Genomic DNA, 25,810 nt, shown 5'->3' on the forward strand with positions numbered 1-25,810 from the left:
ATGACCATGAAAATCCTATTGTTCGGCAAGGGTGGCCAAGTCGGTTGGGAACTGCAGCGCAGCCTGGCGCCGCTGGGCCAGATAGTCGCGCTCGACTTCGACAGCAAAGATCTGTGCGGCGACTTCACCAATATCGATGGCATCGCCGCCACCGTCCGCCAGGTCAGACCCGGCGTGATCGTCAATGCCGCCGCCCATACGGCAGTCGACAAGGCGGAGAGCGAGCCGGCGCTGGCGCATCGCATCAATGCCGAGGCGCCCGGCGCGCTGGCGCGCGAGGCGAAGGCCGTCGGCGCCATGCTGGTCCACTACTCGACGGACTATGTCTTCGATGGCAGCGGCGAGCGTCCCTGGCGAGAAGATGATGCAACCGGCCCGCTAAGCGTGTACGGCGCCACCAAGCTGGCAGGCGAAGAAGCGATCAGGCAATCCGGCTGCCGCCATCTGATCTTCCGGACCAGCTGGGTCTACGCAGCGCGCGGCGGCAACTTCGCCAAGACCATGCTGCGCCTGGCACGCGAACGCGACCGGCTCACCGTCATCAATGACCAGACCGGCGCGCCTACCGGCGCCGACCTGCTGGCCGATGTCACCGCGCATGCGATCCGGGCGGCGAACCAGGATGAAAAGCTGTGCGGCCTGTATCACCTCGTCGCGTCCGGCCATACCACCTGGCATGACTATGCGCGGCTGGTGATCGAATACGCGCGAAATGCCGGCGTCGAGATCAAGGTGGCGCCGAGCGCGATCGAGCCGGTGCCCACCTCCGCTTTCCCCACGCCGGCCAGGCGCCCGAACAATTCTCGCTTGGCGACCGACAAGCTGCGCACGGCGTTCGGCCTCACACTGCCGGCGTGGCAGGCGGGTGTCGAGCGCATGCTCGCCGAAATACTGGAAAAATAACCATGCATCAGCGAAAAGGCATCATTCTGGCGGGCGGCTCCGGCACCCGGCTGTATCCCGTGACAATGGCGGTGTCGAAGCAATTGCTGCCGGTGTACGACAAGCCGATGATCTACTATCCGCTCAGCGTGCTGATGCTGTCCGGCATCCGCGAGGTGCTGATCATCTCCACGCCGCAGGACACGCCTCGCTTCCAGGAACTGCTTGGTGATGGCGCGCAATGGGGCCTGAGCCTGCAATATGCCGTCCAGCCGTCGCCAGACGGCTTGGCCCAGGCTTTCATCATAGGCAAGGAATTCGTCGGCGACGCGCCTTCGGCGCTGATCCTCGGCGACAACATCTTCTACGGACATGACTTCGAAGCGCAGCTGCGGGCCGCCACGGCAAAGCCGGAGGGCGCCACAGTATTCGCTTACCACGTTCACGACCCCGAGCGCTACGGCGTGGTCGAGTTCGATGGCGATCAGCGCGCGGTCAGCATCGAAGAAAAGCCGCTCAAGCCGAAATCCAGCTATGCCGTGACCGGCCTCTATTTCTACGATAACCAGGTATGCGACATCGCGGCCGGCATCAAGCCGTCGGCACGCGGGGAGCTGGAAATCACCGACGTCAACCGCGCCTATCTCGAAAGGAACAGGCTGAACGTCGAAGTCATGGGTCGAGGCATGGCCTGGCTAGATACCGGTACCCATGAATCGCTGCTCGAAGCCTCGCAGTTCATCGCCACCATCGAGAACCGGCAGGGGCTGAAGGTGGCTTGCCCGGAGGAGATCGCCTTCCGCAAGGGGTACATCGATAGCGAACAGCTGGAAAAGCTGGCGGCCCCGCTGAAGAAAAATGCGTATGGACGTTACCTGATGCGCATCCTGACCGATAAGGTGTTCTGACAATGAAAGCCGTATCCACCTCCATTCCCGACGTGCTGATTCTCGAGCCGACCGTGTTCGGCGACGATCGTGGGTTCTTCTTCGAAAGCTTCAATGCCCGCCGCTTCCAGGAACTCACGGGCGTGGCGGCCGAGTTCGTTCAGGACAATCACTCGAAGTCTGCCAAGAACGTGCTGCGCGGCTTGCATTACCAAATTCAGCAGCCTCAAGGCAAGCTGGTGCGCGTGGTGTCGGGCGAAGTGTTCGATGTCGCCGTCGACATCCGAAAAAGCTCGCCGACGTTCGGCAAGTGGGTGGGTGCGACGTTGTCTGCAGAGAACAAGCGCCAGCTGTGGATTCCGGAGGGCTTTGCCCACGGCTTTGTCGTGTTGAGCGACTCGGCCGAATTTCTTTACAAGACGACCGACTACTGGGCGCCGGAGCATGAGCGTTCCATTTTGTGGAGCGATCCGGAGATCGGCGTTCAATGGCCGATAGAAGATGTACCGCTTCTTTCGGCAAAGGATAGAAACGGCAAGTCGTTTTGTGACGCTGAATACTTTGGTTGAACCTTGTCCCGGACCTCCTGTCGTTTTCCGGCCATGTGTTCGCCAGCGATATCCGATGGGCAAAATTTAACGCAACTAGCGAGCCGTTATCACGCTACAGATTAATGAATTTACAAAACACAGCCGGAACGTCAGTAAACACTTTGGTTGCCAGCCTATGGCGCAACCGTCAACTCATTGCAAGAATGAGCAAGCGTGAGGTCGTTGGACGCTATCGCGGATCGATACTTGGCCTTGCATGGTCCTTCTTCAACCCTGTCCTGATGCTCGCCGTCTATACCTTCTTCTTCTCGGTGATTTTTAAGGCGAGATGGAGCGGACTGGACGGTGCCGACAAGGGCAGCTTCGCCACCCTGGTATTCGTCGGGATGATTGTCCATGGACTTTTCGCTGAGTGCGTCAACAAGGCGCCCACACTCATCGTAAATAACGTCAGCTATGTGAAGAAAGTGGTTTTTCCGCTCGAAATCCTGCCCTGGATTAGTCTGGGTTCAGCCATGTTTCATATGGCAATCAGCTTGGCGGTGCTGGTCCTTGCCCGCATTCTCTTGGGAGGCACGCTCTCCTGGACAATTTTTTTCTTCCCCTTGGTCCTCCTTCCACTGGTGCTTGTGACGATCGGGTTTTCCTGGTTTTTTGCTGCCGTCGGCGTTTATCTGCGTGATGTTGTCCAGACCGTGGGCATATTCACGACGGTACTCACTTTCCTGTCGCCCGTGTTTTACCCCATTTCAGCATTGCCAGAACGGTATCACTTCTGGTTCAAGCTCAATCCGCTGACTTTCATCATCGAGGAGAGTCGGAATGTCCTCATCTGGAACCACGCGCCGGATTGGACCAACCTTGGTCTCATGGTTGTAGCGGCCGGTTTGATTGCTTGGCTCGGATTTTGGGTGTTCCAGAAGTGTCGCGAGGGGTTCGCAGATGTCGTCTGATATTGCAATCAAGGTATCTGGACTTGGCAAGTGTTATCACTTGTATGACGCGCCCAGACATCGTTTGCTGCAAATCTTGTTTGGCAAGAAGCGGCAGTTTTTTCGCGAATACTGGGCATTGTCTGATGTCTCCTTCGATGTTCGGAAGGGTGAAACCATCGGCATCATCGGCCGCAATGGTGCGGGTAAATCGACTTTGCTACAGATGTTGTGCGGCACATTGCATCCGACAGCGGGCACCGTGCAGGTTAATGGGCGCTTGGCCGCGCTGCTTGAACTCGGCGCTGGCTTCAATCCGGAATTTACCGGCCGCGAGAACGTCTTCCTCAGCGGCGCGCTGCATGGGCTAAGCAATGCACAGATCCAGGAGCGGTTCGACGACATCGCTGCTTTCGCAGACATTGGCGGCTTTATCGATCAAGCGGTCAAAACTTACTCGACTGGCATGTTCGTTCGACTCGCTTTCGCAGTGCAGGTGCATCTGGACCCTGACGTTTTCGTGATCGACGAGGCGCTGGCGGTTGGCGATCAGCGCTTCGTCCAGAAATGCTATCGCAAGCTTGAAGAACTCAAAAGCCGGGGAACCAGCCTGTTATTTGTTTCTCATGACACGACTGCAATCAAGATGCTTTCAGACCGCGCGGTCTGGATTCATGACGGTAAGCTGCGAAAAATTGGCGACGCCTCAACGGTCGTGGATGCGTACCGCAACTGGGCGGACGGCATCAGCGAATCTATTGCGGCACCGGCGGGAACCAGTTTGCCAATCGATAAGCAGGCGGACTTGGCGGTGAACAAAGTATCCCTACTGACGTCCGAAGGGCGGGAGAGTAGCACCTTCATTCATGGCGAGTCGGTTACGCTGAGCATCGATATACAGAACCGAGGGCTTCCGGTTGGAATTCCCATAAGGCTAGGCTTTTCGGCAAGAAATAACCGAGGAGTCGAAATATTCGGCTCCAATACATTCGATAGCCAAGTGGTGCTCGAAACGCCGGAACCGGGAGCCAGCATGACTCTAAAGGCCGATTTCAGGCTTCCGCTTCTAGCTGCCGGCGTCTACACAATGAGCTTAAATGTCGACGCGCTGAACTCGGAAGGCAACTATGAAGCGGAAGTCATGCTGGTGGACTTCTTCTCTTTTCACATCGACGAAAGAGTCAAGGTCTATACCTTGATCGGTGTCGACGTGAATTTCAAGGTCGGACAATACGCCTGAAGCGGCTGGGCCGATCTAGTCAATAGGATCAATAGACTTGATTTACGATACCTTCATTTTTTTTAACGAGCTCGACTTGCTCGAGTTGCGGTTAAATGTGCTCGATAAGCATGTTGACTACTTTGTGCTGGTAGAAGCTACAGAGACTTTCCAGGGTGCGCCGAAGCCTTTACATTTTGCCGACAACAAGGATCGTTTCTCGAAGTTTCTGCACAAGATTGTCTATGTCGTCGTAGATGACATGCCGCGCGGCGCGGCGCCCTTTGATCGTGAGTACCATCAGCGCGACTGCATCCTGAGAGGATTGCTAAATTGCCGACCGGATGATTTCGTCCTCCTATCGGATGTCGATGAAATACCGAATCCGGAACGCATTCCCGCCACCTTGCAAGACGGCTTGCCCATCGTATTCGAGCAGCCGCTCTTTTATTACAAGTTAAACCGAAAATGCGTTCAAATGGAGAGCCTGCCATGGTCCGTGCTGACTCATTACGGCAATCTCGGACAGCCATCACAGCTCAGGCGTACTGTCGTCAAGCTTCAGTCAGAAATCCTGAGCCGTAAAGTCATCACGGATGGGTTCCAGATCATCAAAGACGGCGGCTGGCATTTCAGCTATTTGGGGTCTCCGGAGAACATCGTCAAGAAGATCGAAGCGTTCTCGCATGCAGAATACAATCGTCCTGAGTTCAAGAATATCGGCACTCTGGCGGACTGCATCAGCAAGGGGCGCGATCTGTTCGGTCGGGAATTGATCTTCGTGACCGTGGATATAGAAGAGTTGCCTCAATACGTGCGCAACAATCGCGAGAAATATGAGGCGATGCATTATCTCGAATCGGCGACTCAAACGACGAGTTTGGGCGAAATTTCCCATACGCTCGACATTCTGTTCGACCAATACAGCCGTTACCGTGCCTGCGCAGAGTTACTCCTGCGTCTCGGGGCGACTTCCCAAAGCCGGATTCTCGATGTCGGCTCGGGAAGCGCCTGCCTGCTCTCCGAATTCCTTCCCGGTTTTGACATCAGCTATGTCGATCCGCTCATTAACACCTTGCCGTCGAAGAAGAGCAATCAGTTTGGCTACCAGATTGATGAAGTGGCTGACAAGCTTGGCCTCTTCGACTTTGTCGTCGCCATCGATGTGCTGGAGCATGTGCCGCCTCAATTCCGGGAGGGGTTCACCACCACCTTGACGGCATTGGCCACGAAGTCGGTCGTGCTTGCCTTTCCCTATGCGGATGAGCAGTTTCCTGTCAACGTGGATCAGGCGATCAACGAAGATTACGCCTACATAAACGAGCAGTCGTACAGTTGGCTTGAGGAGCACGATACCTATGGTCTGCCAAATGTTCAGAATCTACAATCCGGTTTCGCTTCTCGCGGTATGGATGCTGGATTTTTTTACCATGGGTATGCGCCTTGGCTGAAAGAGCTTCTGTCCTATGTGATCAATGTGAATGACATTGCCGCCGCGAGAGAATTGGGATATCAGGCTAGCCGCGAATTCAATCAGAAGCTGTACGACTACGACTTCAACCAACCGGCTTATCGTGTTTTTCTGGTTGCAAGCAAGTCGGTACTCCCATCCGGCTGGAAGCCGGCTGAAAAGCCGATCGATTCAGCCGCTGAGCAACAGTTCGAAGCGATCATGCATAAGGCATATCTTCGGTTGTACGCTCAGCTTCAAGCCACCGAACGGGAAATGCTGGAAGCAAAGTCCTCCGCTTCCGCGAGCGCGGCCGAACGGGAACGCGCGCTGGCCGAACGCGAAGCCGCGCTTGCGCAAGCCGATGCACTGCGGAAGCAGTACGAGCAAGCCAACGAACTGATTGCGCAAATGCGGCGTTCCAACTCCTGGCGCTTGACCAAGCCCTTGCGATTCGCTGCGCGTCTAAAGCGCTACGGCTTGGGTCTCGACGACAGGCGCGCTCTTGGCCAAGTGGTGCGCAAGGCTTATCGGCGCATGCCTCTGCCCGATGCTGCGCGAAACGGCCTGCGCTGGCTATATCACCGCCATCTGAAAAGACTGCTGACGCCGCATTCCCGCCAATTCGCAAACCTCCCTTTTACGCTGCCTTCGCTAGTGCCTGCCGCGCGCAACGACGCATTGCCTGATTACGTCATGTGGGGTGTCATCGATTGGCACTTCAGATTCCAGCGTCCCCAGCAACTGGCCACGGCCCTGGCGGCATCCGGCCGTCGTGTCGTTTATGTTTCGCCTGCCTTCGTTCCTGATGGCCGTGCCGGATTTGACCTAGAGCAGCTTGATGCCACCGGCAGGCTGTTCCAGGTCAAGCTCTTCGTCTCGACGGCGCCGACGATCTATTCCCAGGCACCCACTGCGCAGGAACTGGGGCAAATCCAGGCGAGCCTCGGCGCCTTGCTCGAGTGGCTGAATCCGCGGCAAATCGAAAGCGTCGTGCAACACCCGTTCTGGTACGAGGCGGCGATGGCCTTGCCGAATAGCCGTGTGGTTTATGACTGCATGGACCATCACGATGGGTTCGGCAATAACGCGACCGAGATATCCGTCCTGGAAAATGCCTTGATCAAGCATGCCGACCTCACGATCACCACGTCGGACTGGCTGGACAGGGAGGCGGAGAAGCTCACCGAGCGCCGGGCCCTGATAAGAAATGCTGGGGACTATGCGCACTTTTCGAAAGCGCCTGCCACGGTTTACCGGGATCCGGAATCGAGGAAAGTCATAGGCTATTACGGCGCAATCGCCGAGTGGTTCGATCAAGATTTGGTGAAAGCGGTGGCGCGGGCATTTCCCGACTGCTGCATCTTGCTCATCGGTGCCGATAGCGTGAACGCGCAGCGCCGGCTGGGCAAGCTTGCGAACGTGAAGTTCACGGGCGAAGTGTCGTATCAGGACTTGCCGTCCTACCTGTACGGCTTCGATGTATGCATGCTGCCCTTCAAGATCATCCCGCTGACGCTTGCCACCAATCCAGTCAAAGTCTATGAGTATCTCAGCGCCGGCAAGCCGGTCGTGTCGGTTGATCTTCCGGAAATCGCTCAATGCGAAGGACTGGTTCGCGTAGGAACAACTCCCGACGAGTTTGTCCGCCACCTGGCGGCAGAATTGGCGGGGGAGCCTTCCCAAGAGCAGGAGGCGCGCAGGCGTTCATTCGCTGCAGGACAGACCTGGGAGCACCGTGTCAGTCAGCTGATTGCGGATGTCGAAGGCAAGAAAGACGAGCCCCTGGTCAGCATCATCGTCGTCACCTATAACAACCTGGCGCTCACCCAGGCCTGCCTGGCAAGCATTGACGCCTACAGCGACTACCCCAATCTGGAAATCATCGTGGTCGATAATGCTTCCAGCGATGGTTCCCCGGCTTATCTGTCCGACTGGGTGAAGGGCGCGTCCAATCGCAAGTTGATTCTCAATGCTGACAACCTTGGCTTCGCCGCCGGTAACAATGTCGGGTTGGCTGCTGCGTCGGGCGAGTATCTCGTGTTGTTGAACAACGATACCTACGTTACCCCCGGCTGGGTGCGAACGATGATGCGGCACCTGCAATTGAATCCGGAGATTGGATTGATCGGTCCTGTCACGAACAACATCGGCAACGAAGCCAAGATCGAGATCGCTTACGACGACATGCAGCAAATGCTGCGGAAGTCAGCCGCCCATACCCGCAGGCACATTGGAAAGACGTTCCGTCTGCACACCGCAGCATTCTTCTGCGTGATGATGCCGCGCGTCGTCTATCAGCAGGTCGGCCCGCTGGACGAGGCGTTCGGCAGGGGTTTCTTCGAGGACGACGACTATTGCCGCAGGGTGGAACAGTTGGGCAAGGAAATCGCCTGTGCGGAAGATGTCTTCATCCACCATCACTTGTCCGCGTCTTTCAACAAGCTCAAGAGCAAGGAAAGGCAGGCGCTGTTCGACCAGAACCGGGTGCTCTACGAAGCTAAATGGGGAAAATGGACGCCGCATAGCTACCGTGACGCAGGGCAATCTGCGCCAGCGGAAAACTCCTTGTCGGACAGCCGGCACGCGCATTCGAAATGAACAGGGTGTTGCCAACCGTTTTCAATGGTCTTGCCGGTCTCGCCGCCTTGATCGGCACCGGCCTGGTGATCCATGGCTTGAGCCTCATGGCTTGGCCGGACGCGATTCCATTCAGCGACACGACGCTTCTCATGGACTCGCCCCTGTTGCGCTTCCTGTTGCTGCTGCTCGTCGCTGCAGTGCTGGTCACGACCATCACGCTGGCCAGCAGGTGCAAGCCGCTGGTCGCTGCGGCGGCAGTGGCAACGCTCTTGGCTTTGGGCACGGGCCTGATGGGAGCTTTCGTTGTCGTTGCCTGGTTTGCGCTTGCTTCGATCGTGTTGGGGCGAGGCGTGCTCAGGGTGGCGCGGGCGGCTGATACCGGGCCGGAAGCGTCGAATATCCTGCCTTTAGTGCTAGGGGCCGGATTATATGGTTCGATCGTCAGCCTGCTCGCTCACCTTCCGCTGAACTATCCTGGCGTGTATGCGGTCGGATTGGCGCTGCCTCTTGCCTTCGGTTGGCGTTCGACAGCCGAAATCTTGCAAAGGATGGCAGGGTCCATCGTACGCATCGACCAGAATCCCCTGCAGGGCAAGACACTGGAAATGGTGATCGGGGTCGTGCTGCTTGTTCACGTGCTGGCGGCCTGTCTGCCGGAACTGGGCTATGACGCGCTCGCCATGCATCTGTTCATCCCAGGGTACCTGCGGGGACGACATCAATGGAATTTCGACGTCAGCACCTACGTATGGGCAGTCATGCCGATGCTGGGCGATTGGATTTTTTCAATCGGCTATATGCTGGGTGGAGAGACGGCGGCGCGCTTGATGAATGTCGGCTTCATCATCGCCACTGCTCGCTTGGTCACGGAAATGGTTCGCTGGGCGGGCGGAAGTGAAAGCGGCGGGCGCTGGGCGGCGCTGGTATTTCTCTCCACGCCATTGACCTTCACCGAAAGCAGCAGCCTGTTCATCGAGTCTGCATGGGGCGCTTTCCTGATTGCCGGTACTTTCGCCTTATTGCGGGCTTGCTCCAGCAAAGGCGATCCGCGCGACCTCCGAACTGCCGGCCTCCTGCTCGGTTACGCTGCGGCGGCGAAGGCCGTGACATTGACCGTATTGCCGGTACTGGGGCTTGCTTTATTGGTGCGGTGGCGGCGTTTGACCGACAAAACGGTCTTGCTGGCGGTGATCCAGGCAATGGGAGCCTTTCTGGTGGTTGGCGGCATACCGTATCTCACCGCATTCCTCAAGACCGGCAATCCTGTATTTCCGCTGTTTAACGCGATCTTTCGGTCCCCTTATTTTCCGCCGGAAAACTTTGCTCCACCCGATGTCTTCGCCAAGGGCGTTCGCTGGGATACCCTTTACGCAATCACCTTCGACACAACGCGCTACCTGGAAGGCAAGGTCGGAACGGCCGGGTTTCATTGGTTATTGCTGTTGATTCCGGCATGTCTTCTTTTGCTTGGCTCTCGAAGCATGCGTGGTCTCGTGATTGCCTTCATTGCAGCCGCATCGATCGTATTAACCTTTCAATCAACTGCCTATCTGCGATACGTTTTCCCATCCTTCGCAATGCTGGCAATGGTCGTCGGCATCGGCTTCTCGGCAGTGGAAACACGTGGTATTGCGGTTCGTGCGATCGTCAGCACTTTGTTAGCGGCCGGCGCGGCATTGAATCTCCTGTTTTTCAATGCCGGTGCCTTCTATGCGGACTTCGAGCCCAGGGCCGCCCTAAGCCAGGCACACCGCTATGACTACCTTCAGCAGCGCATACCGATCCGCAATGCGGTGGAATTGGTCAACCGCCTGAACGCCGGTCACACTCCCGTGGCCGTGTTTTCCATGCCTTACACGGCTGGGCTGGAAGCCGATGGGCTGTATCCGAACTGGTACAACCTCAATTTTTATGAGGCCATCAAGAACGCGGCATCCGAAAGCGCCCTGGCCGAGGTTCTGCTCGCCAAAGCGGTCGACTTCGTCATTCTGGATCCGGCGTGGGACACGCCGGAGAAGCGTCGCCTGATCGAAAGCGTCACTGACCAGGTTGCGAACTTCGGCGGCATCACGGTTCGATCGATAAACAGTCGTTACCGGTTTCAGAAAGAACTGCTGCAGCATCCCGGTTTTGACGCTGCCGAGGGATGGACCATGCAAGACGGCGCCAAACTTGACCAAGGCCTCATCGCCAGCGTGAACGCGCCCGCATATCAAGTCGTACCGGTGGCGCCGGGAAGGCGCTATCGAAACAGTGTGCGCGCAGCCTGCGCCGAACAGCCGACCAAGGGTCGATTGCAGGTGAACTGGCAGGATGCGCGATCCCGTTTCATCCGAGCTGACATCCAGCTGTTCGACTGCTCACCGGAAGCAGCCGAACATCAGATGGAAGTCATCGCGCCGGACGGTGCTGCCTTTGCAGTCGTGTACGCATCGGGTCATACCCCGATACCGGTGCGATTCAAGCAAGTCTCGTTTCGATAATGAAGAAAAATGGCATGGACAGAATTCAGGATGACATCGTTCAGGAAGACAGGATAGCGGTCGTCATTCCCTCGTACCGGGTGACGCGCCATATTGCCAACGTGGTGGCGCGCATGCCTGCGCTGGTGTGGCGAATCTATATCGTCGACGACGCTTGTCCGGACGCTTCCGGCAAATTCGCCGAGGAGACTTTGCACGATCCCCGAATAAGGGTGCTTTATCATGCCGAAAACCAGGGCGTGGGTGGCGCCGTCATGACCGGGTACCGTGCGGCTATCGAGGACGGTGCGGAGGTAATCGTCAAGATCGATGGGGACGATCAAATGGACCCGGGCTTGATCCAGCAGTTCATCGATCCCATCCTCGCAGGCGAAGCCGATTACACAAAAGGAAATCGCTTCTTCGATCTGGAGGAAATTCGCGCGATGCCGGGCATAAGGCTTTTCGGCAATGCGGTACTGTCCTTCATGGCGAAGTTCTCTACCGGTTACTGGGATCTTTTTGACCCCACCAATGGATACACCGCAATCCATGCAGACATTGCACGCCATCTTCCCTTTGATCGAATCAGCAAGCGCTATTTTTTCGAAACCGACATCCTGTTCCGCCTCAATACATTGCGGGCAGTCGTGGTGGACGTGCCGATGGATGCCAAATACGGCGACGAGGTAAGCAACCTCAAGATCTCCAAAGTCGCCGGCGAGTTCCTGGTCAAACATATTCGCAATTTCGGCAAGCGCATTTTCTACAATTACTACTTGCGGGACATGTCAGTGGCTTCCGTGGAGCTTCCGATTGGATTGTTCCTGTTCGTCTTCGGCGTTGTCTTCGGCGGGTATCACTGGATCAAATCGGCGGAGGCTGGCATCGCCACCCCGGCGGGTACCGTCATGCTGGCGGCGTTGCCCATCTTGGTCGGTCTGCAAATGATCTTGGCCTTCGTGGGACATGACGTGATGTCGGTTCCCCGACGTCCTCGACATGGACGACGCTCTGCCCCCCGGCATGCCGCGTCGACCGGAATCAGAAGCAAGCCATGAGCTATCTCGCATTCTTGAGAGACAAGGCCAAGGGCTATTCGCTCGGATTGATGCTTCGACTGGAGTTCGAGTCCCTGTTCTTCGGTCTGGCCGGCCTTGTACCGACCACCTTTGGCGTGTTTGTGCGGGCCGCGATATGCAAGCTGTTCCTCAAATCTTGCCGTGGACTCTCCTGGATTCAACCTCGTGTCACCATCGTGCATGGTGATCGGATCACGGTAGGGTCGCATTTCGCTGTCAACTCGGGCACTTACATAAATGGATTCGGTGGCATTGAAATGGGCTCCCATGTACTAATCGGCAGCAATGTCACGATTTCTTCCGGACAGCATCCTATCGACGGCCGGCTTCCGCCAGTTTTTGCACGCCAATCCTTGCCAAAGAAGATTGTGATTGAAGATGACGTATGGATCGGTGCAGGCGCAGTGATCATGCCTGGCGTACGACTGGCTCAAGGGACGGTCGTTGGCGCGAACGCCGTCGTAACGCGAGATACCGAACCCTATTCCATTGTCGTGGGAGCACCGGCGCATAAAATCAGGAATCGGTGAGGAAGATGGGTACCTTGATTCGTTATCTGATTGTTGCGGTGTTTGCCTATGTGATCGACATGGGCGGCTTTTATATCCTGATCAAGTCTGGAATAGACCCGGTAGTCGCCAACGTCGCGGTGAAAGTGCTTGCCGCCATCTGCGGCTTCTTCATGCATCGCCGCTTTACCTATCGCATCGAAGGGCGAGAGGCCATGGCGGCGCATGCACGCAAATACTTCGGTCTGGCGCTTGCTTATACACCTGCATCGTCGGTCGTTCTTTTCCTGATCATGCTGGTGTTGCCACAGCCTGTCTATGCAAAGGCAATCTCCGATGTGCTGCTTTTCGTCGCCACATATTGGATCACCACGAAATTCACCTTCACCAAGGGCGCAGACAGCCCGCGTTCCGGGTTGTAAAGCATGATTCCGGAATCGCTCGATCAAGCTGCGCGGCATAAGCTCGTTGTCACCGGAGCCACGGGCTACATCGGTGAGCGTCTGATTGAGGCAGCCTTGTCTCAAGGATTCGACGTGATTGCGTTGTCGCGTCGCCCTCCCACCGATCCCAGGGTATCTTGGCACCGCTTCGATTTGGCTGAGCCAGCTGTCTTGGCCTGGCCGGAGGGTGTACGCGCAGTCGTTCATTTGGCAGCACAAACCGGCACGACGGCAGAATTGGATGCGCAAGGCGAGATCCGCGCAGCCGAGAGCTTGATGCAAGCGGCACGTGATCGTGACGCACGTTTCGTATTCGTCTCGAGCCAGACGGCACGGCCGGACGCGCCAAGCGATTACGGCAGAGTCAAGGCAGCCATAGAAGCCCGGGTTTTGGCGAGTGAGGGTGTCGTGGTTCGGCCTGGCCAGGTCTACGGCGGGTCGCCGCGGGGCCTCTTTGGCACGCTGGTGCGCGCAGCGGATCGGCTTCCTGTGCTTCCCCGTTTTCTTCCCGCGTCACTGGTGCAGCCCATCCATGTCGACGATCTTGCTCAAGGCTTGATGCTGCTGGTGACGCGTGGCGCCACTGCTCCCCGAATCTATTGTCTCGGCGCCGCCGAACCCGTCACGTTCACGCATTTCCTTGACACCTTGGCCCGCTGTCGTGTCCGGCGGAACCGCTTCTTTGTGCCGGTTCCCCAATTCCTGATCCGGTTCCTCGCGTACGTAGCGGGAGCTTCGCTCGCCCGGCGTCTAGGCCTCGCGCAGTTGCTGTCTCTGTTCGGCCTGCCGCCAATGCAGACCCAAGAAGACATGCGATCCTTGGGCTTGTTACTCAGAACGCTCGAAGAGGGAATGGCAAAGAGCGGACGAGGACGGCGCAAACGGCAGCTCGAGGAAGCCAGAACATTGCTTTGGTATGTGCTTCGGCAACGACCACCTGCAGACCTCCTTCGCCGCTATGTCCGGATGCTGGATGGCGCCGGGAAAACGGCGTTGCTGCGCTTTCCGAGATGGATGAAGTGTTTTCCCTCCTTGGTATCGATGGCGGATGAACCCGGATTCAGGCGTTCGGAGGAGGGTGCTGAATTCTGTTGGCGGCTGGACGCGGCAACGTTGATCGCCGAAGCATCGCGCCCGGGTGCCGTGCGCTTTCTGGGAAATAACCGGCATGCCGGCTTCTTGTCCGCGGTGTTGCTGCTCGCGAAGGCGGTGTCGTCGGAGATTGCCTTTCGCCTCCTTGGCATTGTTTGGAGAATCGTTTGGCGCGATTCGTCAATCAGGGAGATGCAATGATTGGTCCCGAGTTCGACATCATCATCGTCGGCAGTGGGCCGGCAGGCGTTTCCGCCGCATTTCCCCTTCTCAGTGCAGGGCTTCGTGTGCTGATGGTCGATGGCGGACATCGCCCATCGGTTGCACCGCCGGCGCGTTCTTTTCTCTCCATGCGTTCCGACGATCCGGCCCAATGGGAGTGGATGCTTGGCCGGGAGTTTCACGCCATCAAATTTCGGGAAGCGGCATCTCCCAAATTGCGCGCGCCTACCCATGATTACGTATTCAAGGACTTCATTGCCCGCAACCGGATTGCGGCGGAACACTTCATCGCAGTAGGTTCGCTGGCGCAGGGTGGACTGTCCAACGCCTGGGGGTGCGGTGTGGCCCGCTTTTCCGATGCTGACTTGGCCGCATTCCCGTGCCCAACGCATGAATGGGATATATCGTACCGCGCAGTGGCCATGCGCATGGGCATCAGCGGAAGCCGGGACGATGATTTGAGAGAGTATTTCGGACTCGACGAGTGGGCGCAGCCGCCCGTGGAACTCGATGTCGCGCATGCTTTTCTCGAAGCGCGTTATCACAAGCAGCGAAGCAAATTGATCAATGCCGGCTTCCGCATGGGCCGCTCCCGCGTTGCCGCCTTGACGGAGCCGCTCGACGAGCGCCTGCCGTGCAATCTTTCCGGAAATTGCCTATGGGGTTGCAGTCGGCGTGCGCTGTACAGCGCCGCTGATGACTTGATCCGGCTGCGGCGGGACTTCCCGAATTTTCGCTATGAAGCCGGTTTTGTCGTGGAAGGGGTGAGCAGAGCCGGTAGCGGCTGGAAAATACTTTCGAATCAGCCCGGTGCGAGCGGCTGTTCGGAATTTGGCGGCACGAAAATCATGCTGGCCGCCGGCACCTTGGCCACAACGAGATTGGTGCTGGATGCACTGCAGATAAACACACCGGTTCGTGTGCTGTCCTCTCCCACGGCCGCTTTTTTATTGTGGCTGCCGACCCTGCTTGGCATCAAGCGCCAGGATGGATTTGGACTGGGTCAATTGTCTTTCGCGTTGCGCTTGAACGGCGGCGATACCGGATTCGGGTCGACTTTTGCCACGACCGGCATCCCCGTAACGGAATTTGCCAGGCATCTTCCGTTCGGCCGCCGCCATAGTGTTGATATCCTGCGTAACCTGCTAAGCTCCTGCCTCGCTGGAAACATGTTTCTTCCAGGGCATCTTTCGGAAGCCACGGCAAGGCTCGACGCCAACGGCAGCCTGCTTATCAAGGGGGGGCATTCGGAGTCTGTGCCGGACCTGATGGCTGAAGCGGCAAGGAAACTGCGCCAGGCATTTTGGCATCTCGGCGGCATCGTGCTGCCGATGAGTTTCACCATGGGCAAGTCCGGCGGTGATATCCACTACGCAGGGACCTTGCCCATGCGGCAATCGCCGCGGCAAGGCGAAACCGATGGATTGGGTACCGTTCAGGGTCTGGAAAACATTCACGCTGTCGATGGCGCTTGTTTGCCGCTGCTGCCGGAAAAGTCTCATACCTTGACGATCATGGCCAATGCAGACCGTATCGCTCGCGCCGTTGCCAAACAATGGCGCGCACATGTCCGGGTTGGGAATGAATTCAGTTTGAATAAATCCGAAGGTTGAAGCGAAACCGCTTCGAGAAATGCAGGAATTGGCTAAACATCAAAATTTGGATGGTATGAGAATGAAGAGGGAAGCAGCAGTGGATGGTGAAGTAACGAGGAAGCCTCGGCTGCTTTCCATGGTGATCCCATGCTACAACGAGGAAGAGGTCATTCATGAAACGATGCGTCGACTGGGCGACTTTTGTGCACAGCTGACCGATCTTGACATCGAATTGATATTCGTCGACGACGGCAGCCGTGATCGCACTCGCAGCATTCTCAAGGAGTACGCCAATCGGGACGCGCGTATCCGGGTGATCGGATTTGCCCGGAATTTCGGCCATCAAATCGCCGTAACGGCCGGCATTGACGCGGCACATGGCGATGCCATCGTGCTGATCGACGCTGATTTGCAGGACCCGCCGGAAGTCGTTCACCAGATGATTGAAAAGTGGCGTGAAGGCTACGACGTCGTTTATGGCACGCGCACCGAACGGCCGGGAGAGTCGCGCTTCAAGCTGTCGACCGCCCGCGCTTTTTATCGCCTCCTGAATCGGCTTTCAAACGTGCCCATCCCATTGGATACCGGCGATTTCAGGCTCATGAGCCGAAACGTGGCCGATGCATTGCGATCCATGCCGGAGCGCGACCGCTTTGTCCGCGGCATGGTGAGCTGGGTCGGCTTCCGGCAAATTGCGCTGCCATACAAGCGGGCGGAGCGCTTCGCCGGCACGAGCAAGTACCCGCTACGAAAGATGATCCGTTTCGCCACCGACGGCATTCTTTCGTTTTCCACCAAGCCGCTGCAGCTGGCCGTCGGGCTCGGCATGGCTGCCGCTTCACTCGCACTGGCCGGCATCGTCTATGCCTTGTTCCTGCGCATCTTCACCAGCATCTGGGTCGAAGGATGGACCGCCCTGATGATTGCCGTACTTTTCCTCGGCGGCGTGCAGCTCATCTGCGTTGGGATTCTCGGGGAGTACATCGGGCGCATCTATAACGAGGTCAAGAACCGTCCGTTGTACGTCGTGGATGAATATCTTGGCTTCGAGGTCGATATGCCTCACATGTCGCGCAGCCCGGTGGTCCAGTGCAAATGAATATTCGCAAAGCGGCGCGGTTCGGACTCGGCCTTGGTCTGGCTGCGCTATTCGCCTGGATGCTGGTACGGCAGATCCGGCTCGATGAACTGCGCAGAGCCTTCGAGGGCGTAGAGCAACATTGGGTTGCGGCAGCCCTGCTTTCCTTCGTTGCAGGCTATGTTTGTCGCATCCAGCGTTGGCGGCTCATGCTGCAGGTTGCAAGGCCGGGACTGCGGTGGGCAGACTGCGCCGGCCCGTTTTTAGCCAGCTTCGCCGTCAACAATGTTCTTCCATTCAGAGCCGGCGATGTGTTGCGCGCGTTCGCTTTCAACCGCCGACTTGGCGTGACCTCGGGCAGTGTGCTCGCCACCTTGCTGGTAGAGCGTCTCCTCGACTTGTTGATGGTTCTGGTCTTGTTCGGCGCCGCATTGGCCGTGTTCGGATTGCAGGCGAGCCAGTTGGCCGGAATAGGTGGGGCGACGCTGATTCTGGCCGGCGGCATGGTGATGATGGTTCTGCTGTTTCCCGGACTGTTCTCGCCGATTCTCCAGGCGTTCGGTAAAGTCGCAGGCCGGGTAGCCCCGTCCCTGGGCGTGCGCATGCAGGAGGAGATAGGCAAGATATTGTCGACGCTGGCGGGGATGGCAAGGGGCGGGAACATGATCCGCCTGATCGCCTGGTCTGCCATGGCTTGGCTGGCCGAGGGCGGTGTGTTCGGTTTCGCTGCCCTTGCAATACATTCCATCACCATGCCGTCGGCCAGCTGGCTGGCTTTGCCGATCGGCACCCTGGCAACACTCATCCCGAGCACCCCTGGCTACGTTGGAACGTTTGACTATTTCACCGTGCATGCGATGACAGCGCTTGGCAACGAACGCACGGCGGCGGTTGCCTACGCGTTGCTGGTCCATGCGCTGCTTTGGTTGCCACCGACGATTCTCGGCGGACTGTATCTGCTGATGCGCCCGGCACGAAGCGAAAAGAGTTTAAAAGGAATTCAATCATGACATTGTCACATTCGACCCAGGTAACCATCGTTGGGGGCGGATTCACCGGCCTGACAGCCGCCTATGAATTGGTGAAGCAGGGCATTGCCGTCACCGTACTCGAAGCTGAGCCGGAAATCGCCGGACTGGCCGCTGCTTTTGACGTAAGCGGTGAAAAGCTCGATCGCTTCTATCATCACTGGTTCACCAACGATGTCGAAGTCATGGGCTTGATCGATGATCTGGGGTTGAATGAGCGTGTGGTAATCAATCCCACCAATACGGGCATCTACTACGCAAACAATTTTTTCAAACTCTCCACGCCGTGGGATCTGCTGAATTTCAAGCCACTCGGTTTCATCGATCGCATCCGCCTGGGCTTGCTCGCCTTGCGCGCGCGCCGTGTCGGCAACTGGATGGAGCTGGAGCACAAAACCGCCCACCAATGGCTACGGGAACTGGGCGGGGAAAATGTCTACCGGGTGGTTTGGGAACCGCTTTTAAAAGGCAAATTTGGCCCCTATGCGAATGACATTTCTGCGGTGTGGTTCTGGAACAAGCTGAAGCTTCGAGGAGGCAGCCGTGGCAAAGGAGGCGAGGAACGTCTTGCCTACTTCAAAGGCGGCTTCGTCGGGCTGGCAGATGCGCTGGCTGAGCGAATTACGGCCCTCGGTGGCCGCATTGAAACCAATGCTGCCGTGACTCGAATCGATCCTATCGGAGGTCGCTGGAAGACTACGGTGAAAGGAGAGGAGATCTTATCAGACCGAGTCATTGCGACCACCGCGCTTCCGATCATTTCCGACATGGTGCGCGGTTGGGCAGATCAGGACTATCTCGCGTCTCTGAGAAAAATCGATTACATCGGTAACGTGTGTCTGGTGCTTCAATTGGACCGCTCCCTTTCGAAAACCTATTGGTTGAACGTCAACGATCCCAGCTTCCCCTTCGTCGGCGTAATCGAACATACCAATTTCGAACGTCCGGAAACCTATGGCGGCAATCATGTCGTTTATCTTTCCAAATATCTGCCGCATACCGATGCCTTGTATTCGATGGATAGGGACCAGTTGCTTGACTACGCCTTTCCCTATCTGAAAAAAATGTTTCCGGAACTTGAGCGCGGCTGGATTCGCGATTACCAAGTTTGGCGCGCCCGGTGGTCTCAGCCTGTGGTGGTCAAACATTACAGCAAGCTGATTCCGCCGCAGGATGCTCCTCTGCCGGGCATGCATATCTGTTCAATGGCACAGATTTATCCCGAGGACCGCGGCACCAACTACGCCATCAGGGAAGGCCGCAAGATCGGCCAGCGTGTCGCTCGGATGGTCAATCCGGTGGCGCTAGAAAACGCATGAAATCACCTTTGCCTCGACGGTTGCCTGCCGCTTTGCTCGGCATGATTGCCATTGCTGTAGCGGTGGCTCTTGTGCTCGTCTTTTCTATTGCCAAGGATGTCCAGCAAATAAACAGGCAAGGCGATGCGGCTTTGTTCGAACAGCTGACCGAGAACATCCATGCCGGTAAGGGGGCGGTGTCGAATGTCTTTGCCAACACCCAGAATTTCATCGACAAAGGCTATGTGGCGAATCCAACCGGCGAGTTGATCGGAAAGGATCTTGAGCCTCCTTCCGTTGGCGAGCGCAACATGTTGCGATTTCATGCCTACTACATACTTTTCTTGATTGCGCCGTTTCTGGCCTTCGTTCAAAGCTCCTTGTTGCTGACGCTCGCTCAGTCTTTCTGCTATTTCGGATTGATCGTATCCGTAGCTGCGTTGGCATTCCGGGAGACCAGGAGCTTGTGGGCAGCCTTGCTGCTTTCAGCGCTGGTACTCGTGAATTCAAACTGGCTGGGCGGTCTCCTCGGACAGTTTTATCCCGACCGACTGTTTGTCCTTGCCGGGTTTCTGGTTTGCTGGCTGTCGTGGAAACGCGGTTTTTCCCTTGTTCTTGTATTGATGGCGCTTCTGACGGCGGCTATTAACGAAAGGGCAGCATTGATAGCCGGTATTGCGATCATAGGCTGCGCGATGAGCCGTGAAGAAGTAAGCCTGACGCGCATTCGGACCTGGCCTTGGAAGATCATGGTCTTGGGAGGGGTCATGCTTGCCTACGCTTATCTGGAAAAGACGTATGGACTTGACAATCTATACTACGGTGGCGGATACCTTCCCAAATCGCCTGGCGAACTGGTTGCTCGACTAGATAATCCGGATTTCCAGCGTAACCTCGGCATTTTTTTTGCCAATAACGCCATTCTGATGCTGCTTGCCCTTCCAGTTCCACGGCTTGCTTTGTTGAGCTTGCTGGTGATGATGCCCAATTTGATTGGCAACATTGGCGGAGCGGAAAAAACAGGCTGGCTGACGCACTACCATAGCTACTATTTTCCGGTTTTGGCATTTGCTGCCACGGCCGGCGCTAGCCGGCTGTACGCGATTTGGCAGCAAAAGTTTCAACGGCAAACCGGCATTGCCAATGGGCTCATTTCGATCCTCATTGGCGCTAGCGCGCTCCTGCTGTACAAAGTCATTCTCCAATATGACGATGGACTGCCTCTCAAGCAGGCAATTGCTGCTGCACAAAACAACTTCTCTGACTGGCGCTATGGCCGGCCTACCGGTTATGCCATTCGTAGCGAAGCCAAGTCAATGTTTGCCGCCGGTGCGCAAGTGCAGACCACCGAGAGTGGCATGGCGCTGCTTCATGATCATGTGCGGATAAGTGTTTTCCCCGTCGCCGCAGAACAGGCCGATGCCCTGTTCATCCCGTGTGACTGGCTTCACCAAGGCCCGCCAGGATATACCCACCCGCCAGCTGAGTTTGATCATTGGTTACGGCTCAAGGGATTTGATGTATCCCATGCGAACATGCTGCGTGCAATCAGTTATTGCGCCGTGCATCGCCTGCGACCTGAGCCGCGGCGGGGTCAGTCGCCGGTTGCCGGATGAGACTGGGCCGGGATGGGAAAGCGAATGAAGCCATTCGATGACAGTGGCGAGATCAATTACTCAATAGATGACAAGTGACATGACACGGAAAGTAATTTGCGTTGTGGGCACCCGCCCCGAAGCCATCAAGATGGCACCCATCATTCTGGCGCTGAAGGCTTGTCCCGATATCGATTGCAGGGTGCTGGCCACTGCGCAGCACCGCGAAATGCTGGACCAGGTGCTGCGTATTTTCGACATCAAGCCGGACATCGACCTGAATATCATGCGCCCTAACCAGGCGCTATCCACTCTGACGGCTCGCCTGCTTACCGAGCTTGACGAGGTGTTTGCATCGGAAAAGCCGGCGGTAGTGCTGGCTCAGGGCGATACCACCACGGTGATGACCGTTGCGCTCGCGTGTTTCTACCAGAAGATTCCGTTCGGCCACGTCGAGGCCGGCCTGCGCACCGGCGACATGCAGAATCCCTTCCCGGAAGAGATGAACCGGGTGGTGGCCGGACGCTTGGCGAAATGGCATTTCGCCCCGACCGAAAGTTCGCGGGCAAACCTTTTGCAGGAGGGCATCCCAGACGCGGATGTTTTCGTGACCGGAAATACGGTGATCGATGCGTTGCTGAGCGTGGTGGAGCGGCAGACAGCGTTGCCGTTCGATCTTGACTCCACGTTGAGGCCAGTGCTGGTGACGGCGCATCGTCGAGAAAACTTTGGCGCCCCTTTCCAAAGCATCTGCAATGCGGTCCTGGCCTTGGTGGAGCGCAACCCTGATATTCAGGTCGTCTATCCGGTCCATCCGAATCCGAACGTGAAGGACGTCGCCCACAAAACGCTGGGTGGCCATCCGCGCATCATCCTGTGTGAGCCGCTGGATTACCTGCCCTTCGTCGAAATGATGAAGCGCGCCTACCTCATCCTCAGTGACTCCGGCGGGGTGCAGGAGGAAGCGCCAGCGCTTGGCAAGCCCGTCTTGGTGCTGCGCCAAGAGACCGAGCGGCCCGAAGCAGTCAGCGAAGGCGTGGTGCGACTGGTTGGCTCCGATTTCGATTCCATCGTAGGCGCCGCCCAATTGCTCCTCGATAATCCGGACGAGTATCGCAAGATGGCGCGCGGCGTCTCGCCCTACGGCGATGGCCAAGCCGCGGGCCGTATCGTAAAGGCCATTCAGAATCATCTGGCCACATGCGGCTGATCTACCTGTCGCCGGTTCCCTGGAACAGCTTTTCGCAGCGTCCCCATGAAATGGCGACCTACTTTCACGCTGCAACTGGAGGAAAGGTTACCTGGATCGACCCCTATCCTACCCGGTTGCCAACCGTGGCCGACCTGCTTCGGAAGACGCCGCCGCTCACCGGGGCGGATGCCGGTTCGCCGGATTGGCTGGAACTGCTGCGGCCGCGCGCTTTGCCGATCGAGCCCCTGCCTGGATCCGGCATGGTCAATCGGTTCATGTGGCGCGATGTGTTGCATCGGGTGCGGCGGGTCATGGACGGCCAGACCCTGATCGGCGTCGGCAAACCTTCGGAGCTGGCGATCCAGTTGCTCCGCCGGGGCCCGCGCCGATCTGCTTTTTACGATGCAATGGATGATTTCCCTGCTTTCTATTCTGGGTTTTCACAGGCGGCCATGGCAGGGCGGGAGCGGCAGGTGGCGCAGTTGGCCGATACGGTCATTACGTCTTCCCATCTTATTCAACGCCGTTTTGGCCAGTTCAAGCAGGATGTCCGTCTGGTGATGAATGCTTGCGCTTCGGATCGGCTCCCGGCAAGGCGGCCGCGTCTCCCTTCAGCCAATGGACCGGTGATCGGCTATGTCGGCACGATTGCAGCCTGGTTCGACTGGGAGATGGTGGCGGCGCTGGCGCGCGCATTGCCGACGGCCCGCATACGGCTGATCGGCCCGCTGTATCAAGCGCCGCCTTTCGCTGTTCCGCCCAACTTGTCGATCGAGCCGCCGTTGCCGCATGCGGAGGCGCTGCAGGTCATGAACGAATTCGACATCGGCCTGATTCCGTTCAAGCAGACGCCCCTGACTGCTTCGGTCGATCCGATCAAGTTCTACGAGTACCGTGCCATGGGGTTGCCCATTCTGAGCACCGCGTTTGGCGAGATGGCGCTGCGCGGCGAGCTGGAGGGCGTTTGTCTCGCCGGCCCCGACAGTGATTTTCAGTCCCTGGTGCACCATGCGCTGACGCTCGCGGCGTCGGAACAGGAGGTGCAAGTGTTCCGGCTGGCCAATTCCTGGTCATCGCGCTTTGCCTCTGCCCGGCTCTTTTCCTGAATGAGTGGACCGCTCGAAGCGCATTAATGATCGGCGTACCCAACATTGCCAAGTTATGAAAATCAGTTGCGCGGTGGTTGCATACCGTAATTCTCAAGAGCAGATCGCTGCGGTGTTGAGCAGCTTGGCAGCCTCGTTGCGTGCCGAAGCAGGGCTCCAGCCATTGATCATGCTGATCGACAATTCGCCCGAACGCGATCTTGAAAGCGTTGCCGCAAACTACCATGCCGAGTACATCCATCAGCCTCGAAATCCAGGATTCGCAGCCGCGCATAATCTCGCAATCCGCCGCGCGATCGAGGAAGGCTCAACTTACCATCTGGTTCTGAACCCCGATATTCATTTCGGTGAAGAGGTCGTGCCCGCCATGCTGGCTTTCATGGAAGCCAACCCGGACGTTGGCCTTGTCATGCCTGACATCCGCTATCCCGATGGGCAGCGCCAATTCCTGTGCAAGCTGTTGCCCACCCCGGTGGACTTGTTCATGCGGCGCTTCCTGCCGCGCTGGTATGCCGCTTCGGGCCGGCTCGCACGTTACGAACTGCGCCATGCCGGCTATGACAGTGTCATGGAGGTGCCGAGCCTGTCCGGTTGCTTCATGCTCATCCGAACCGAGGTGCTGCGGCGGACAGGGGGCTTCGATGAGCGCTATTTCATGTACCTGGAAGACGTGGACCTGTGCCGGCGGATCGGACAATTGGCGCGCACGGTCTATTTCCCGGGCGTATCGGTGGTGCATGAGTACACGAAGAGCTCCTACAGAAGCCTGAAGCCCATGTTGTATCATATGCATTCTGCGATGCAGTACTTCAACAAATGGGGTTGGCTACTGGACAGCGACAGGACGGCCGTAAATAAAAAAACGCTCAATCAGCTCGCCTGCGGGAGACAAGTCGATAACAAGCCAAGCCGCTGATGCCTCGTCATCCGAAGTCTTTGCGGCTGCATCAGGCATGGTTCGGGCAATGGTCGGCAGCCTGGTCGTGAACGCAACGGCGCCCAGGCGGAGAAGCAGCTTCTCGGGGCTTTTCAGAGCTGCCTCGAAAAAATGAAGCGATCCGACGAATTACCAGACTTGGCAAAACGCCAGGCACGACAAACAAGACCGTAGAGAGCATGTTTTCCTTCTTCTTCACCTTCATTTTCTCTGCTGTCCTCACCCTTCTGATCGTCAGGATGGCTCGCCGGCACAAGACCGCGATGGACTCCGACCTCTCGGGGGTTCAAAAAGTGCATACGCGTCCCGTGCCGCGCATCGGCGGCCTGGCGATTTTCCTGTCGGTCGTAGTGAGCGGCGCCATCGTCGCTGCGCGGCTGCCGCAGTTTGCGCCCATCGTGTGGGGATTGCTGCTATGTTCCGCATTTGCTTTCGGCGGCGGCATCGTCGAGGATTTCACGCGAAGAGTCAGCCCAAAATGGCGGCTCCTGCTGGCAATGGTCGCCGCCCTGCTCGGGTTTTTTCTGGTGGACGCCCGCATCGTCCATATCGACCTGGTCTCATTCGATTGGAAGATCGACTTCATCTGGTTGGCGTTGCCCTTGACCGTTCTTGCCGTCGCCTGCATCGTCAATGCCATCAACCTGATTGACGGATTCAACGGCCTTGCCAGCGTGGTGACGATTTTCATGCTGCTGTCGCTGGCCTATGTCGCGCTCCAGGTGAACGACTCCTTCGTGCTGACCATGTCGCTGATCGTCGCCGGCGGCGCAGCCGGGTTCCTCGTCTGGAACTATCCCGCAGGGATGATTTTCCTGGGGGACGGCGGGGCCTACTTTCTGGGGTTCATGCTCGCCGAGCTGGCGGTGATGCTGGTGGCACGTAATCCGCAGGTCTCGGCCTGGTATGCCGCGCTGCTGCTCATCTACCCTGGATTCGAGACCGTGTTTTCGGTGTACCGGCGGGTTTTCCTGCGCGGCCGGTCCCCCGGTCTTCCCGACGGCATCCATCTGCACAGCCTAATCTTCCGCCGCCTGGTGCAATGGGCCATCGGCGGTCGCGATGCGCGCGCGCTCACCAAGCGGAATTCGCTGACTTCTCCGTATCTCTGGCTGCTGTCCCTGCTGGCAGTGATTCCCGCCACCCTGTTCTGGCGACAAGCCCCGCTGCTGATCCTGTTCTGTGTGTTGTTCGTGGTGGTTTATGTGTGGCTGTACGGCCGCATAGTCCAATTTCGCTCACCGCGCTGGCTTGTCCTTAACCAGCGCAAGAAGCGGTCCGCGAAAAACCTGCCGCATCGGCAACCTGCCCATCCGCGGCGCCCACCGTCTCCCCGTCCCCCTGTCGAGGATGAGATGCCTCCGAGCGCAACGAAACAGCCGCGGGTATAGTAGCCAGGTGTCAAGAAAAGCAGCCCTGAACATGCATTCATCACCGGGCTGCACTGAGTGATTCGGAAACCATTTTCACTGATCGAGAAGAAGAGATCATGTCCACCATCTCCCCCAGCATCTTCAAGGCCTACGACATCCGCGGCATCATCGGCAAGACCCTCGACGCCTCGGTCGCGCAACAGGTCGGCCAGGCCTTCGGCGCCGCCGCCCGCGAGCGCGGCGAATCCACCGTCATCATCGGCCGCGACGGCCGCCTCTCCGGCCCCGAGCTTT

At 57.6% G+C, this 25,810-nt stretch carries 20 protein-coding genes and 1 pseudogene; all 21 read left to right on the plus strand.

Annotated elements, in window-relative coordinates; translation table 11 throughout:
* Positions 1-6: 6 nt before the first annotated feature.
* Positions 7-903, plus strand: a complete 897-nt coding sequence (gene rfbD / locus CHB88_RS03235; RefSeq protein ID WP_089397896.1) for a dTDP-4-dehydrorhamnose reductase — start codon at positions 7-9, stop codon at positions 901-903.
* A 2-nt stretch (positions 904-905) separates the two neighbouring features.
* On the plus strand, positions 906-1,790 hold the full coding sequence (gene rfbA / locus CHB88_RS03240) for a glucose-1-phosphate thymidylyltransferase RfbA (protein WP_089397817.1): 885 nt from the start codon (positions 906-908) through the stop codon (positions 1,788-1,790).
* The gene (gene rfbC / locus CHB88_RS03245; RefSeq protein WP_217900122.1) at positions 1,787-2,338 is read left to right on the plus strand and encodes a dTDP-4-dehydrorhamnose 3,5-epimerase; all 552 of its coding nucleotides are present in this window, start codon (positions 1,787-1,789) and stop codon (positions 2,336-2,338) included. The genes rfbA and rfbC overlap by 4 nt, the downstream gene beginning before the upstream one ends.
* Before the next feature lie 104 nt (positions 2,339-2,442).
* The gene (locus CHB88_RS03250) at positions 2,443-3,273 is read left to right on the plus strand and encodes an ABC transporter permease (protein ID WP_089397897.1); all 831 of its coding nucleotides are present in this window, start codon (positions 2,443-2,445) and stop codon (positions 3,271-3,273) included.
* Entirely contained in the window at positions 3,263-4,492 is a 1,230-nt protein-coding gene (locus CHB88_RS25020; protein ID WP_176442295.1) for an ABC transporter ATP-binding protein, read from the plus strand. Before CHB88_RS03250 ends, CHB88_RS25020 begins: the two co-directional genes overlap by 11 nt.
* Before the next feature lie 37 nt (positions 4,493-4,529).
* The gene (locus tag CHB88_RS03260; RefSeq protein WP_089397819.1) at positions 4,530-8,522 is read left to right on the plus strand and encodes a glycosyltransferase; all 3,993 of its coding nucleotides are present in this window, start codon (positions 4,530-4,532) and stop codon (positions 8,520-8,522) included.
* Entirely contained in the window at positions 8,519-10,987 is a 2,469-nt protein-coding gene (locus CHB88_RS03265; RefSeq protein ID WP_089397820.1) for an ArnT family glycosyltransferase, read from the plus strand. The genes CHB88_RS03260 and CHB88_RS03265 overlap by 4 nt, the downstream gene beginning before the upstream one ends.
* A gap of 14 nt (positions 10,988-11,001) precedes the next feature.
* A complete protein-coding gene (locus tag CHB88_RS03270; protein ID WP_089397898.1) occupies positions 11,002-12,027 on the plus strand; it encodes a glycosyltransferase family 2 protein in 1,026 nt (341 codons plus the stop codon).
* Entirely contained in the window at positions 12,024-12,578 is a 555-nt protein-coding gene (locus CHB88_RS25795) for an acyltransferase (RefSeq protein ID WP_089397821.1), read from the plus strand. The genes CHB88_RS03270 and CHB88_RS25795 overlap by 4 nt, the downstream gene beginning before the upstream one ends.
* 5 nt (positions 12,579-12,583) lie before the next feature.
* Positions 12,584-12,979 (plus strand): GtrA family protein, encoded by a 396-nt coding sequence (locus tag CHB88_RS03280; RefSeq protein ID WP_089397822.1) that lies wholly within the window; start codon positions 12,584-12,586, stop codon positions 12,977-12,979.
* Between the two features lie 3 nt (positions 12,980-12,982).
* The gene (locus CHB88_RS03285) at positions 12,983-14,293 is read left to right on the plus strand and encodes an NAD-dependent epimerase/dehydratase family protein (protein WP_089397823.1); all 1,311 of its coding nucleotides are present in this window, start codon (positions 12,983-12,985) and stop codon (positions 14,291-14,293) included.
* Positions 14,290-15,927 (plus strand): FAD-dependent oxidoreductase, encoded by a 1,638-nt coding sequence (locus tag CHB88_RS03290; RefSeq protein ID WP_245844689.1) that lies wholly within the window; start codon positions 14,290-14,292, stop codon positions 15,925-15,927. Before CHB88_RS03285 ends, CHB88_RS03290 begins: the two co-directional genes overlap by 4 nt.
* A gap of 61 nt (positions 15,928-15,988) precedes the next feature.
* Positions 15,989-17,008, plus strand: a complete 1,020-nt coding sequence (locus CHB88_RS03295) for a glycosyltransferase family 2 protein (protein ID WP_089397824.1) — start codon at positions 15,989-15,991, stop codon at positions 17,006-17,008.
* Positions 17,005-17,997: a lysylphosphatidylglycerol synthase transmembrane domain-containing protein gene (locus CHB88_RS03300; RefSeq protein WP_089397825.1), complete on the plus strand. Its 993-nt coding sequence runs from the start codon at positions 17,005-17,007 to the stop codon at positions 17,995-17,997. The genes CHB88_RS03295 and CHB88_RS03300 overlap by 4 nt, the downstream gene beginning before the upstream one ends.
* The gene (locus CHB88_RS03305; RefSeq protein ID WP_089397826.1) at positions 17,994-19,334 is read left to right on the plus strand and encodes an NAD(P)/FAD-dependent oxidoreductase; all 1,341 of its coding nucleotides are present in this window, start codon (positions 17,994-17,996) and stop codon (positions 19,332-19,334) included. Before CHB88_RS03300 ends, CHB88_RS03305 begins: the two co-directional genes overlap by 4 nt.
* Positions 19,331-20,929 (plus strand): DUF2079 domain-containing protein, encoded by a 1,599-nt coding sequence (locus CHB88_RS03310; RefSeq protein ID WP_143131104.1) that lies wholly within the window; start codon positions 19,331-19,333, stop codon positions 20,927-20,929. Before CHB88_RS03305 ends, CHB88_RS03310 begins: the two co-directional genes overlap by 4 nt.
* Before the next feature lie 79 nt (positions 20,930-21,008).
* Complete coding sequence (wecB, locus tag CHB88_RS03315) at positions 21,009-22,118, plus strand: non-hydrolyzing UDP-N-acetylglucosamine 2-epimerase (RefSeq protein WP_089397828.1); 1,110 nt, start codon at positions 21,009-21,011, stop codon at positions 22,116-22,118.
* Positions 22,109-23,206 (plus strand): glycosyltransferase family protein, encoded by a 1,098-nt coding sequence (locus CHB88_RS03320; RefSeq protein ID WP_089397829.1) that lies wholly within the window; start codon positions 22,109-22,111, stop codon positions 23,204-23,206. Before wecB ends, CHB88_RS03320 begins: the two co-directional genes overlap by 10 nt.
* 55 nt (positions 23,207-23,261) lie before the next feature.
* Positions 23,262-24,122 carry a glycosyltransferase family 2 protein gene (locus CHB88_RS03325; RefSeq protein ID WP_089397830.1) on the plus strand — a complete coding sequence of 287 codons (861 nt, stop codon included), beginning with the start codon at positions 23,262-23,264 and terminating at the stop codon, positions 24,120-24,122.
* Positions 24,123-24,322: 200 nt separating this feature from the next.
* Positions 24,323-25,534, plus strand: a complete 1,212-nt coding sequence (locus tag CHB88_RS03330; protein ID WP_089397831.1) for a glycosyltransferase family 4 protein — start codon at positions 24,323-24,325, stop codon at positions 25,532-25,534.
* 98 nt (positions 25,535-25,632) lie between these two features.
* Positions 25,633-25,810, plus strand: a pseudogene (locus CHB88_RS03335) (phosphomannomutase/phosphoglucomutase); the annotation flags it as partial.

Source organism: Noviherbaspirillum humi (assembly GCF_900188095.1).
GTDB lineage: Bacteria > Pseudomonadota > Gammaproteobacteria > Burkholderiales > Burkholderiaceae_D > Noviherbaspirillum > Noviherbaspirillum humi.

Bases quoted from the DNA above. Each gene is read 5' to 3' on its own strand.
- CHB88_RS25795 (WP_089397821.1), top strand. From the start codon at position 12,024: ATGAGCTATCTCGCATTCTTGAGAGACAAGGCCAAGGGCTATTCGCTC.
- CHB88_RS03250 (WP_089397897.1), top strand. From the start codon at position 2,443: ATGAATTTACAAAACACAGCCGGAACGTCAGTAAACACTTTGGTTGCC.
- CHB88_RS03295 (WP_089397824.1), top strand. From the start codon at position 15,989: ATGAAGAGGGAAGCAGCAGTGGATGGTGAAGTAACGAGGAAGCCTCGG.
- CHB88_RS03265 (WP_089397820.1), top strand. From the start codon at position 8,519: ATGAACAGGGTGTTGCCAACCGTTTTCAATGGTCTTGCCGGTCTCGCC.
- rfbA (WP_089397817.1), top strand. From the start codon at position 906: ATGCATCAGCGAAAAGGCATCATTCTGGCGGGCGGCTCCGGCACCCGG.
- CHB88_RS03300 (WP_089397825.1), top strand. From the start codon at position 17,005: ATGAATATTCGCAAAGCGGCGCGGTTCGGACTCGGCCTTGGTCTGGCT.
- CHB88_RS03330 (WP_089397831.1), top strand. From the start codon at position 24,323: ATGTTTTCCTTCTTCTTCACCTTCATTTTCTCTGCTGTCCTCACCCTT.
- CHB88_RS03290 (WP_245844689.1), top strand. From the start codon at position 14,290: ATGATTGGTCCCGAGTTCGACATCATCATCGTCGGCAGTGGGCCGGCA.
- CHB88_RS03310 (WP_143131104.1), top strand. From the start codon at position 19,331: ATGAAATCACCTTTGCCTCGACGGTTGCCTGCCGCTTTGCTCGGCATG.
- CHB88_RS03325 (WP_089397830.1), top strand. From the start codon at position 23,262: ATGAAAATCAGTTGCGCGGTGGTTGCATACCGTAATTCTCAAGAGCAG.
- wecB (WP_089397828.1), top strand. From the start codon at position 21,009: ATGACACGGAAAGTAATTTGCGTTGTGGGCACCCGCCCCGAAGCCATC.
- CHB88_RS03270 (WP_089397898.1), top strand. From the start codon at position 11,002: ATGGACAGAATTCAGGATGACATCGTTCAGGAAGACAGGATAGCGGTC.
- CHB88_RS03285 (WP_089397823.1), top strand. From the start codon at position 12,983: ATGATTCCGGAATCGCTCGATCAAGCTGCGCGGCATAAGCTCGTTGTC.
- CHB88_RS03280 (WP_089397822.1), top strand. From the start codon at position 12,584: ATGGGTACCTTGATTCGTTATCTGATTGTTGCGGTGTTTGCCTATGTG.
- CHB88_RS25020 (WP_176442295.1), top strand. From the start codon at position 3,263: ATGTCGTCTGATATTGCAATCAAGGTATCTGGACTTGGCAAGTGTTAT.
- rfbD (WP_089397896.1), top strand. From the start codon at position 7: ATGAAAATCCTATTGTTCGGCAAGGGTGGCCAAGTCGGTTGGGAACTG.
- CHB88_RS03305 (WP_089397826.1), top strand. From the start codon at position 17,994: ATGACATTGTCACATTCGACCCAGGTAACCATCGTTGGGGGCGGATTC.
- CHB88_RS03320 (WP_089397829.1), top strand. From the start codon at position 22,109: ATGCGGCTGATCTACCTGTCGCCGGTTCCCTGGAACAGCTTTTCGCAG.